At 71.5% G+C, this 11,369-nt stretch carries 12 protein-coding genes; 9 read left to right on the top strand and 3 right to left on the bottom strand.

All coding sequences use genetic code 11. The annotated features are described in order from the left end of the window. Positions 1 to 852 (top strand): MBL fold metallo-hydrolase (locus AB0K82_RS29185; protein ID WP_364403045.1); only part of this gene is annotated, 852 nt, incomplete at its 5' end. Positions 853 to 1,161: 309 nt separating this feature from the next. Here the strand turns inward: AB0K82_RS29185 and AB0K82_RS29180 are convergent. Then, entirely contained in the window at positions 1,162 to 2,160 is a 999-nt protein-coding gene (locus tag AB0K82_RS29180) for an LLM class flavin-dependent oxidoreductase (protein WP_364403042.1), read from the bottom strand. Between the two features lie 128 nt (positions 2,161 to 2,288). Between AB0K82_RS29180 and AB0K82_RS29175 the strand changes: the two genes are divergently transcribed. The 3 genes from AB0K82_RS29175 to AB0K82_RS29165 all read left to right on the top strand — a co-directional run bounded on the left by AB0K82_RS29175 (position 2,289) and on the right by AB0K82_RS29165 (position 4,500). Next, positions 2,289 to 2,777 carry a nitroreductase family deazaflavin-dependent oxidoreductase gene (locus AB0K82_RS29175; RefSeq protein ID WP_364403039.1) on the top strand — a complete coding sequence of 163 codons (489 nt, stop codon included), beginning with the start codon at positions 2,289 to 2,291 and terminating at the stop codon, positions 2,775 to 2,777. A gap of 182 nt (positions 2,778 to 2,959) precedes the next feature. After that, a complete protein-coding gene (gene holA / locus AB0K82_RS29170) occupies positions 2,960 to 3,919 on the top strand; it encodes a DNA polymerase III subunit delta (RefSeq protein WP_364403037.1) in 960 nt (319 codons plus the stop codon). 77 nt (positions 3,920 to 3,996) lie between these two features. After that, positions 3,997 to 4,500 (top strand): hypothetical protein, encoded by a 504-nt coding sequence (locus AB0K82_RS29165; RefSeq protein ID WP_364403034.1) that lies wholly within the window; start codon positions 3,997 to 3,999, stop codon positions 4,498 to 4,500. Between the two features lie 158 nt (positions 4,501 to 4,658). Here the strand turns inward: AB0K82_RS29165 and rpsT are convergent, their stop codons facing one another. After that, positions 4,659 to 4,928 carry a 30S ribosomal protein S20 gene (gene rpsT / locus AB0K82_RS29160; protein WP_364403031.1) on the bottom strand — a complete coding sequence of 90 codons (270 nt, stop codon included), beginning with the start codon at positions 4,926 to 4,928 and terminating at the stop codon, positions 4,659 to 4,661. Positions 4,929 to 5,137: 209 nt separating this feature from the next. Between rpsT and lepA the strand changes: the two genes are divergently transcribed. Then, entirely contained in the window at positions 5,138 to 6,958 is a 1,821-nt protein-coding gene (gene lepA, locus AB0K82_RS29155; RefSeq protein ID WP_364403028.1) for a translation elongation factor 4, read from the top strand. Between the two features lie 67 nt (positions 6,959 to 7,025). Continuing rightward, positions 7,026 to 7,880 carry an LLM class F420-dependent oxidoreductase gene (locus tag AB0K82_RS29150; protein WP_364403025.1) on the top strand — a complete coding sequence of 285 codons (855 nt, stop codon included), beginning with the start codon at positions 7,026 to 7,028 and terminating at the stop codon, positions 7,878 to 7,880. A 23-nt stretch (positions 7,881 to 7,903) separates the two neighbouring features. On the opposite strand, the gene AB0K82_RS29145 is transcribed toward AB0K82_RS29150, so the two are convergent. Continuing rightward, positions 7,904 to 8,722: an MBL fold metallo-hydrolase gene (locus AB0K82_RS29145; protein WP_364403022.1), complete on the bottom strand. Its 819-nt coding sequence runs from the start codon at positions 8,720 to 8,722 to the stop codon at positions 7,904 to 7,906. Between the two features lie 88 nt (positions 8,723 to 8,810). Here AB0K82_RS29145 and AB0K82_RS29140 point away from each other — a divergent pair, with 88 nt between their 5' ends. From AB0K82_RS29140 to hemW, 3 genes are all read left to right on the top strand, one after another. Further along, the gene (locus AB0K82_RS29140) at positions 8,811 to 9,368 is read left to right on the top strand and encodes an ABATE domain-containing protein (protein WP_364403019.1); all 558 of its coding nucleotides are present in this window, start codon (positions 8,811 to 8,813) and stop codon (positions 9,366 to 9,368) included. 223 nt (positions 9,369 to 9,591) lie between these two features. Next, complete coding sequence (locus AB0K82_RS29135) at positions 9,592 to 10,053, top strand: ATP-binding protein (protein WP_364403017.1); 462 nt, start codon at positions 9,592 to 9,594, stop codon at positions 10,051 to 10,053. Positions 10,054 to 10,158: 105 nt separating this feature from the next. Next, on the top strand, positions 10,159 to 11,367 hold the full coding sequence (hemW, locus tag AB0K82_RS29130; protein ID WP_364403015.1) for a radical SAM family heme chaperone HemW: 1,209 nt from the start codon (positions 10,159 to 10,161) through the stop codon (positions 11,365 to 11,367). Positions 11,368 to 11,369: the final 2 nt, after the last annotated feature.

Raw genomic sequence — 11,369 nt, 5'->3', positions numbered from 1 at the left:
CGGCCGGGCGCGCGCCGCGTCGCCGCGGCCACCGCGGTCGGCGCGGCGGTGGTGGTGATCGGCGGCCACGCCTGCGCGCCAGGCTGGCCGCCGCGCGGCTGGCTGGTCGTGACCTGCGACGTCGGCCAGGGCGACGGGCTCGTGCTCGCCGCCGGCCCCGGCCGGGCCGTGGTCGTCGACACCGGTCCCGATCCCCACTCGATCGACCGTTGCCTGCGCGCCCTGCGGATCCACGCCGTGCCGTTGCTCGTGCTGACCCACCCGCACGCGGACCACGTCGGCGGGGTGCCCGGCGTCCTGCGCGGCCGTGCCGTCGGGACCGTTCTGATCAGTCCCGACAGCGAGGGGGAGGAGCGGCGCCTGCTCGTCGGAAGACGCGTGGTCCCCGCCGGGATCGGCGACGTCTGGTCCGCGGGATCGCTGACCCTGCGCGTGCTCGGCCCGCTCATCACGCTTCCCGTGTCGACCCGCGACCCCGGAACCGAGGTGAACAACGCCAGCGTGGTGCTGTTCGCCCAGTGGCCGGGGCTGACGGTGCTCCTCGGCGGAGACGTCGAGGTCGAGGCTCAGCGGATGCTGCTCGCCGCCGGAGTGCCGCAAACGGACGTCCTCAAGGTCCCCCACCATGGCTCGTCGCACCAGGACCCGGACTTCCTGGCCGCCGTGCACGCGCGGATCGCGGTGACCTCGGTCGGCGCGCACAACGACTACGGGCATCCGGCGCCGTCGACGATGTCCCTGCTCGCCCACCTGCACTTACGCGCCTACCGCACGGACCGCGACGGCGACGTCGCCGTCGTCCGCTCCCGGAGCGGCCCCGCGGTGGTCACCCGGCACGCCGGTCATCGCTGACCGGCGCGTTGGCCGGGCAGCACGGCCGACCGCAGCCCACTGGTAAGGGCGCGCACGCTCAACGGCGGATTCGTCATACCGGTCGGTCGAGTCGGCGACCGGGAGGGCTTCCGGCCATGTCCGAGGCGTACCGAATGCTCGGCGATCGTGGTCCGGGGAAGGGCGAGAAGCCCACATGTCGGCGCCACGGGCGAGGGCCTTCCCGAGCATCCGGTACGGCCTGCACGACCATCCCGCGCGGAAACAACGGACAAATCGACCAGCTTCGCAGGATGCGGCGACCGGTGGCCTGGTCGGTCGGGTCGTTGGTCAGCCGGCCTGCAGGATCTCCTTGACCAGTTCGTACGAGTGGAGGCGGGCGGAGGGATCACCGACGTTGGTCGAGATCATCAGCTCGTCCGGCTGGGTGCGGTCCAGCAGGTCGAGCAGCCCCTTGCGCACCGTCTCCGGGCCGCCGATCACATGGGACTCGGTGATCGTGCCGATGGCCTCGCGCTCCTGAGGTGTGTACGGATACGCCTGTGCCTCCTCCGGCGTCGGCAACGGCCCGGGCTTGCCGGTCCGCAGCCGCAGCATGGACAGGCCCATGGGCGCGGCGAGCCGTTCCGCCTCCTCATCGGTGCCGGCGCAGACCACGGCGGCGGTCACCATGGCGTGCGGCCGGGACAGGGTCTCCGACGGCTGGAAGGTCGAGCGGTACAGCTCCAGGGCGGGCTCGGTGAACCGCGCGCTGAAGTGGTGGGCGAACGCGAACGGCAGACCGAGCGCGCCCGCGAGCTGCGCGCTGTAGCCGCTGGAACCCAGCAGCCAGACCTCCGGCGGGTTCTCGGCGGCGGGCACCGCCCTGATCCCGAGCGACGATCCGCCGAGGAACGCCCGCAGCTCGGCGAGGTGGCGCGGGAAGTCCTCGACGTTCAGGTCAGCGCTCCGCCGCAGCGCGTACGCGGTCGCCTGGTCCGTACCGGGTGCCCGGCCGATGCCGAGGTCGATCCGCCCGGGGTGCAGGGCCTCCAACATGCCGAACTGCTCGGCGACGACCAACGGCGCGTGGTTGGGCAGCATCACCCCGCCGGAGCCGACCCGCAGGGTCGACGTCGCCTCCGCCAGATGCGCGATCAGCACCGGGGGCGAGGAGCTGGCGATCCCCGGCATGTTGTGGTGCTCGGCGACCCACAGCCGGTGGTAGCCCAGGCGTTCGACGGCCCGCGCCAGGTCGACGCTGGCGCGCAGCGCGGCCCCGGGGGTCGTATCCGAGCTCACCGGGACGAGATCGAGCACGGAAAGCGGCAGTTCATGAAGTTCGGACACCTTCGAACAACCCGCGGCGGAAAGAAGGGATTCCCGCTGCGGCCCGGATCACACGGGGGACCGGCCGATCCCGATCGGGCGAGCCGTCCGGTGTGCGGGGACGTGCTGATCGGCGGCATCATTGGACAATGCCCCGAGGAATCTCCAGTGCCCCCCGACCGCACGGGTTCCTGCGCCGTGTGGTTCGCGCCCCTCTTTGGATCTATCACCGGAACCTCGGCTTCCTGCTCGGCAAGCGTTTCCTCTACCTCGCCCATCAGGGACGACTCAGCGGGCTGCGCCGCGAGACCGTCCTGGAGGTGGTGAAGCTCGACCATGAGGCGGGCGAGGTCATCGTCTTCTCCGGCTGGGGCAACCGCGCGGACTGGGTGAAGAACCTCCGGGCGGGCCGGGCGCTGGAGCTCCGGATCGGACATCTTCGGTTGCTGGAGCCGGAGCACCGCTTCCTGCCCGACGAGGAGCGGCGCGCCGTACTCGTCGAGTACAAGGACGCCCACCCGCTGGCCTGGCGGACCCTCGCGCGTCTGCTGGGCCTGCCGAAGGATCCCAAGAACGACGACATCGGTGATCTGCGGGCCGTCGCCTTCCGCCCGAGCGGCTGGGACCAGTCGCACTGAGCCCACCCGGCTTTGCCGCGAGCCCATCGAATTCGACGCGCGCCGAGCGGCGATGACGCGGGCAGCGGACGGCGGACCGGACGGACACCGGACCGGACGGATGGCGAATCGGACGGACAGCGGACCCGACGGACGGCGGCGGATGGGCGATGCCGGGTCTCAGGCCGTGGCATGCTGCATGCGTGTCTTCCGAACGCCTAACCCTGATCGTCGGCGACGAGGAACTGCTCGTCGACCGGGCGATCGGCGACGTCGTCGCCGCGGCCCGCGCTCGCGAGGCCGACGTCGAGGTCCATGAGCTGACCCCCGCCTCCCTCGCGCCGGGCGCCCTGGCGGAGCTGACCTCGCCGTCGCTGTTCGGCGGTGGGCGGGTGGTCGTCCTGCGTTCCGCCCAGGACTTCGGCAAGGACCTGGCCGCGGAGATCGGCCGGTACGCCGCGAACCCCGCCGACGACATCGACTTCGTCGTCGTACACGCGGGTGGTGCCAAGGGCAAGGCGCTGCTCGACGCGCTGACCAAGGCGGGTGCCCGCAAGGTCACCTGCCAGAAGATCACGAGGCCGGGCGATCGCGTCGGGTTCGTCCGCGCGGAGATCCGCCGGGCGGGCGGGAGCATCGGGGAGGACGCGGCCCGTACCCTCCTCGACGCGGTCGGCACCGACCTGCGGGAGCTGGCCAGCGCGTGCAGTCAGCTCGTCGCCGACACCGGCGGGAAGATCACCGACGAGGCGGTCGGCCGGTATCACCGGGGACGCGCGGAGGTCAGCGGGTTCACCGTCGCCGACCGGGCGGTGGAGGGCAAGCTCGCCGAGGCGCTGGAACAGCTGCGCTGGGCGCTGGCGACGGGCGTCGCCCCGGTCCTCATCACCAGCGCGCTGGCTCAGGGCGTACGGTCGCTCGCCAAGGTCGGTGGCGCGCCACGTGGCCTGCGCGGCGCCGGGCTGGCCAAGGAACTCGGCATGCCCCCCTGGAAGATCGATCGGGTGCGTGCGCAGCTGCGCGGCTGGGAGCCGGCGGGGGTGGCGCGGGCGCTGCAGGTCGTGGCCGAGACCGATGCCCAGGTCAAGGGCGGCGGCGCGGATCCGGCGTACGCGCTGGAGAAGGCGATCGCGCAGATCGTCGCCGCCCGCGCTGGACGCTGAGGCTCTTACCGGCCGGTCTTCCCCGCCGACGGGATAAATCGGTTTGATCTCATTCGCCGGTACTTCACCCTTGCTCCATGAACAAGACCAAGGAACCGCGCCTCGGCGTCGACTTCGGTCGGGTGATCCAGGGAGGCGTCACGGAAGCGGGGGAGGAGGACACGACCTTCCTCGGCGGCGGCCTCGAACAGGCGCTGCGCACGCCGGCCACGTCGGGGACGTTCGAGGTGCTGCCCCGGCTCGTCGCCCGCTTCGGCGGACGGGCGTGGGTGATCTCCGAGTGCGGCGAAGGCGTGCAGCGGCGGACGCTGCAGTGGCTCGACCACCATGACTTCTACCGGCGCACCGGCATCGCACGCGGCAACGTCCGCTTCTGCCGCCGCCGCGCGGACAAGGCCGGGCACTGTACGGAACTCGGCATCACCCACATGATCGACGACCGGCTGGGCGTGCACGCCGCGTTGCGCGACGTCGTGCCGCACCTCTTCCTCTTCGGGCCCCAGCCGGCCGAGCCGCCCGGCTGGGTACGGCACGCCCTGACCTGGGCGGACGTGGAGGCGATGATCGACGAATGCGACTGACCCCGGCGGCTCCCGTCCCGGATCGCGCGGCGAGGGCCGCTGCGGTGGCCGGTCGAGCCCGGCCGACGGGAGGAAAGCACGACAAGCCGACGGGAGGAAAGCACAACAACGCCGTGCCCCGGCGAGGGGACACGGCGTCGCTGACGCGTCGGTGGGCCTTACTTGGCCTGCAGCTCGGCGGCGCGCTTGGCGATCGCCGACTTGCGGTTGGCCGCCTGGTTCTTGTGGATGACGCCCTTGCTCACGGCCTTGTCGAGCTTGCGCGAAGCGTTACGCAGCTCGGCGAGGGTGGCCTCGGCGTCGCCGGACTCGGCGGCCTCACGGAACTTGCGGATCGCGGTCTTCAGCTCGGACTTGACCGCCTTGTTACGCAGGCGAGCCTTCTCGTTCTGCTTGTTCCGCTTGATCTGGGACTTGATGTTCGCCACGAAAGAAGCCTCAGGTCTTAAGTCGATGGATTGGGGGCGCGGGACCTGTCGCGCCCACACGCAGTGGAACAGCCTACCAAGGTTTCTCAGCGGCCCCAACACGGCCGTCCGGCGCCGCCCCTGCCGGAGCCCCGGGCCGTACGGCGAGAGCATGGCACGGGGCATGGGACCATGGAAGACGCTGAATCCGTCACGTCCTGAGGAACCCGGTGCCGCCCGTACCGAACCAGACCGATCCCGCGGTGATTCGCAACTTCTGCATCATCGCGCATATCGACCACGGCAAGTCGACCCTCGCCGACCGCATGCTGCAGCTCACCGGCGTGGTCGAGGAGCGTCAGATGCGCGCCCAGTATCTCGACCGGATGGACATCGAGCGCGAGCGCGGCATCACGATCAAGAGCCAGGCCGTGCGCCTGCCGTGGAAGGACCACGTCCTCAACCTGATCGACACGCCGGGGCACGTCGACTTCTCGTACGAGGTCTCGCGGTCGCTGGCCGCGTGCGAGGGGGCCGTGCTGCTGGTCGACGCCGCGCAGGGCATCGAGGCGCAGACGCTGGCCAACCTCTACCTCGCGCTCGAGGCGGACCTGCACATCATCCCGGTGCTCAACAAGATCGACCTGCCCGCCGCGCAGCCGGACAAGTACGCCGAGGAGTTGGCCGGCATCATCGGCTGCGACCCCGCCGAGGTGCTGCGCGTGTCGGGCAAGACCGGCGAGGGCGTCACCGAGTTGCTCGACAACATCGTCGCGACCGTTCCGGCGCCCGTGGGCGACTCGGACGGTCCGGCCCGCGCGCTGATCTTCGACTCGGTGTACGACACCTATCGCGGTGTCGTCACCTATGTCCGGGTGATCGACGGGCACCTGTCGCGGCGCGAGAAGAGCCTGATGATGTCCACCAAGGCGGCGCACGACACCCTCGAGGTGGGCGTGATCTCGCCCGAGCCCAAGCCGGTCACCGGCCTCGGCGTCGGCGAGGTCGGTTACCTGATCACCGGGGTCAAGGACGTCCGCCAGGCCCGGGTGGGCGACACCGTGACGATCGCGTCCGCGCCCGCCGCGGAGGCGCTCGGCGGTTACCAGGATCCGAAGCCGATGGTGTTCTCGGGCCTGTATCCGGTGGACGGCGACGACTACCCCGAGCTGCGCGACGCCCTCGACAAGCTGCGCCTGAACGACGCCGCGCTCGTCTACGAGCCGGAGACCTCTCTCGCGCTGGGCTTCGGGTTCCGCTGCGGCTTCCTCGGCCTGCTCCACATGGAGATCGTGCGCGAGCGGCTGGAGCGGGAGTTCGACCTGTCGCTCATCTCCACCGCGCCGAACGTCGTGTACCGCGTGGTCATGGAGAACGGCGACGAGCATCGGGTCACCAACCCGAGCGAGTTCCCCGAGGGCAAGATCGGCGCGGTGTACGAGCCGATCGTCAAGGCGACGATCCTGTCCCCGAGCGACCACATCGGCGCGATCATGGAGCTGTGCCAGGGCCGCCGTGGCGTCATGCTCGGCATGGACTACCTGTCCGAGGACCGCGTCGAGATCCGCTACACCCTGCCGCTGGCCGAGATCATCTTCGACTTCTTCGACCAGCTGAAGTCGCGGACCCGCGGATACGCCTCGCTCGACTACGAAACGAGCGGGGAGCAGGAGTCGGACCTGGTCAAGGTCGACATCCTGCTGCAGGGCGAGTCGGTCGACGCCTTCAGCCAGATCGTGCACAAGGACAAGGCCCGCGAGTACGGCCTGATGATGACGGCCAAGCTCAAGGAGCTCATCCCGCGCCAGCAGTTCGAGGTCCCGATCCAGGCGGCGATCGGCGCGCGGGTCATCGCCCGGGAGAATATCCGGGCGATCCGCAAGGACGTCCTGGCCAAGTGCTACGGCGGTGACATCTCCCGCAAGCGCAAGCTGCTGGAGAAGCAGAAGGAAGGCAAGAAGCGGATGAAGACGATCGGCCGGGTCGACGTCCCGCAGGAGGCCTTCGTCGCCGCGTTGTCGACCGGCACGGCCGCGGAGAAGAAGAAGTAACCGCGTCTCGGATCGTCTCCTCCGGGGCAGGCTGGATCTGAGTCAGCCGAGAATTCTGGAGGAGACGATGGTGGACGTCGGCCGGGTGGGGATCTGGAGCATCGGGTTCCGCAACGACGATCCGAGCGCCGCGAACGAGATCCGCGACGCGGCGGCCGAGCTGGAGGAGCTCGGGTACGGCGCGATCTGGCTGGGCGGCAGCCCCGGCGTGCACCACGCCGTGCCGCTCCTGGAGGCGACCTCCCGGATCGTGGTGGCGACCGGGATCCTCAACATCTGGGAGTACGACGCGGCCGACGTCGCGGACCGGCAGAAGGCGGTGTCCGCCGCGTACCCGGGCCGGTTCCTGCTCGGCCTGGGCGCGAGCCACCCCGGCCTGGTCAAGGCCTATGACAAGCCGTACTCCGCGATGACGCGGTATCTCGACGGCCTCGACGCCGCCGGCTCGCCGTCCGCGGAGCGGGTCCTGGCCGCGCTCGGCCCGCGCATGCTGGAGCTGGCCCGCGACCGTACGGCGGGCGCCCACCCCTACCTCGTGACCCCGGAGCACACGGCTCGGGCACGTGAGGTCCTCGGCCCGGATCGCCTCCTCGCCCCGGAGGTCAAGGTGGTGCTCGACACCGATCCCGAACGGGCACGCGCCACGGCCCGGCAGCACCTAGACTTCTACCTGAAGCTGCCCAACTACACCAACAACCTGCTGCGGCTCGGCTTCACCGAGGACGACTTCGCCGACGGCGGCAGTGACCGGCTCGTCGACGCGGTCGTCGCGTGGGGCGACGCCGAGGCGGTACGGCGGCGCGTCGCCGCCCACCGGGACGCGGGCGCGGACCACGCCGCCCTCCAGGTCCTGAACGGAGATCCAAACGGACTGCCCCGGGCGCAGTGGCGCGAGCTCGCCACCGCGCTCGACCTGCGCTGACCCGTAAGATCTACGCTGATCCGTCAGATCCGGGCCGATTCGCCCGGATGGAGCAGGACGAGCCGGTCGGTCAGGCCGACGCGGTCGAACGCGCCGGTCAGCGCCTCGGCGTTCTCGGTGAAGTGCCGCCAGCCGTCGAAGTGCACGGGCACGACTCGACGCGCCCGCAGGATCTCCGCGGCGGCCGCGGTCTGTTCGCTGTTCAGGGTGAGCAGCGCGCCGTCGAGCACTCCCGGACGCGCGGCGCCGGCGAACATCACCGCAACGTCCACCGGAGCGAACCGCGCGGCGATCCGTTCGACCAGCTCGAGCGAGGCGTTGTCGCCGCTCACGTAGACGGTCGGCAGGTCCGGGCCGGTCAGTACGAAGCCGGTGACCTCTCCGGTGACCGGCTCACAGCCGTCCGGCCCGTGCCTCGCCGGAACCGCCGTCACGGTCAGGTCGCCGGCGCCGGGCCGCCGGACGGTGTACGAGCTCCAGGGCGCGAGGCCGGTGGCGGTCCCGCCCAGGCGGGCGGCGCCGCTCGGAGTGGTGAGTACGACCGGCGCCGTCCGCAGGAACTCACGGCCGGAGTGATCGAGGTTGTCCGGGTGCTGGTCGTGTGAGAGCAGGACGAGATCGACCTCGCCGACGGCGGAGGCGCCGATCGCCGCAGGCGCGATCTTGGTGAGCGTCGCGCCGGACGGGCTGCGGTACTCACCCGGAGGGTCGAAGGTCGGATCGGTGAGCAGGCGCAGGCCGCCGATCTCCAGGACGGCCGTCGGGCCGCCCACGGCCGTGACCGCCAGACCGAAGTGCGGGCCGGACGCGGTGCCGCTCTGGACCGACCGTATGTTCGCCATTACTCCTCCTCATGGAAAAACCGGCAACTTGCCATGAGGTGGAGCCTAGAGGCTCTCATGGAGAAGTGCAACGGATACCATGAGATACATGAGCGACGATGGGATTCCCGGCGAGCGGCGCTTTCCTGCGTTGGCACTCGTCAACACCCGTATCCAGCGGTCCGGGGTGCCCGAGGACGTCCTGGCGGACCCGGCCGCCGTCCGCGACTGGCTCGCCGAGCGCGGCCTGATCTCCGTCGACGCCCAGGTGGACGAGACGCAGGCGGCCGCGGTGCGCGCGTTCCGGGAATCGCTGCGGGTCCTCCTGTCGGCGTGGGAGAGGCGTTCCGCGCCGCCGCCCGGGGACCTGGCGGTGCTGAACGCCGCGCTGACCGCTCCCGCGGTGGTGTGGGACGACGGCGGGCCGAGGCGCGTACGGCGGCCGGTTCCCGATGAGATCCAGGGCGCGCTGGCCGACCTGGCCGCGAACGCCGTCGACCTGCTCACCGGGGAGAAGGCGGCGTCGCTGGCCGCTTGCGGGGCCCACGGGTGCATCCGGTTCTTCGTCCGGGCCCACGCCGCACGCCAGTGGTGCTCCAACCGGTGCGGCGACCGGGTTCGTGCCGCGCGTCACTACGCCCGCCGCCGCTCGGCCGCCGGCTCCTGACCTACGACGCCGCGGGCCGTCTCGGCCGGCTGAGTCCGTCAGAAGGCGGGCGCGGCGCGTGAGGGAATTCACGGGGCAGCGGCCCGGCCGGTGCGTCGGCCGTGGCCGCGGCGGGTTCCGGGTCGTCCGAAGCCGCTGTCCGGAATCTCCGGCTTGTGGATGTTCGGGTTGCGTCATCCGATAAGGGGAATGGGTCGTGTCCGCGATGACCTAGGGAGGATCAGTGGACGCGGCCATGGCAGGGCCGGAGACGTGCGACGGCGACCCGCGGGGGCTCGACCGCGGCGCACCGGCCGAAATGACCATCATCGGGGCGATCACCCTTCCGGGTACGGAACGTTCGGTCGCCGACGGGCGCCGGTTCGTCCGGGAGACGCTCGGTGGGCGGCACCCCGCGGGCGACGCGGTGAAACTCAGCGTCAGCGAACTCGCCACCAACGCGGTCAAGCACACCGCGAGCGGTACGGGCGGCCAGATCACCATCAGGCTCGCCGCCGCCGACAACGCCGTCCGCGCCGAGGTGACCAACGACGGGGCCACCGGCCCGGAGCCACGGCTCGCGAACCGGCCGGAGGTGGACGCCGAGCACGGCCGGGGGCTGATCCTCATCGACACGGTCGCGGACCGGTGGGGCGTGACGCGAAGCGTCGACCGTACGACGGTCTGGGCGGAGTTCTCGTACTGACGACCGCGTCCGACGGTGACGCATCGCGGGCCTCCGGCCCGCTCGGCACCGGTAGAGCCCGGTGCGCCGTCAGAGGCACCCCCGCGCTGACGGCAGACTTGAGACGTGCCCTCGACCCTGCCCGACGGAGACCCGGTCCCGAACGACGGAGCGTTGCCCGCCAGTGCCCTCGACGGCCTCGGTGACCGCCCCTTCGGCTTCTACGTACACGTGCCGTTCTGCGTGACCCGCTGCGGCTACTGCGACTTCAACACCTACACCGCGACCGAACTGCGCGGCGCCTCCCGGGAGGCGTACGCCGACACGGCCATCGCGGAGATCCGGCTGGCCCGCCGCGTGCTCGGCGACGCCGACCTGCCCGTCCAGACGGTGTTCGTGGGAGGCGGCACGCCCACCCTGCTGCCCGCCGACGACCTCGGCCGGATCCTCGACGCGATCGACAAGGAGTTCGGCCTGGCGGCGGCCGCCGAGGTGACGACCGAGGCCAATCCGGAGACGGTCGATCCCGGCTACCTCGCGCGTCTCCGCCAGGCGGGCTTCACGCGGATGTCGTTCGGGATGCAGAGCGCGCGCCAGCACGTGCTGGCCGTCCTCGACCGTACGCACACGCCCGGCAGGCCGCAGCAGTGCGTCCGGTGGGCCCGGGAGGCCGGCTTCGAGCACGTCAACCTCGACCTCATCTACGGCGCGCCGGGGGAGAGCGCCACGGACTGGCAGGCCAGCCTGGACGCCGTCCTGGAGGCCGGTCCCGACCACGTCTCGGCCTACGCGCTGATCGTCGAGGAGGGCACCCGGCTGGCCGCGCAGGTCCGCCGGGGACAGGTCGCCGCGCCGGACGACGACGCCATGGCCGACCGCTACCTCGCCACCGAACGGACCCTGAGCGCCCACGGCCTGCACTGGTACGAGATCTCCAACTGGGCGGCGGACGAGGACGCCCGGTGCCGCCACAACCTCCTGTACTGGACCGGCGGCGACTGGTGGGGGATCGGGCCGGGCGCGCACAGCCACGTCGGCGGCACCCGCTGGTGGAACGTCAAGCACCCCGCCGCGTACGCCGACCGCCTCGCGTCCGGCGTCACCCCCGCGCACGCCCGCGAGGTCCTCGACACCGCCGACCGGCGGTTCGAACGCGTCATGCTGGAGCTGCGGCTGGCCGAGGGATGCCCGCTCGACCTGCTCGACGACGCCGCCGTCCGCCGCGCGGTCGCCGACGGACTCCTCGTCCCCGAGGCGTACGACGCGGGCCGCGCCGTGCTCACGCTGCGCGGACGGCTGCTGGCCGACGCGGTCGTCCGCGACCTGACCCCGTGAGG

It is taken from the genome of Actinoallomurus sp. NPDC052274, assembly GCF_040679475.1.
Taxonomy (GTDB): domain Bacteria; phylum Actinomycetota; class Actinomycetes; order Streptosporangiales; family Streptosporangiaceae; genus Actinoallomurus; species Actinoallomurus liliacearum.
Note: the sequence above shows the minus strand (reverse complement) of the source record. Positions and strands in the feature narration are given on the sequence as shown.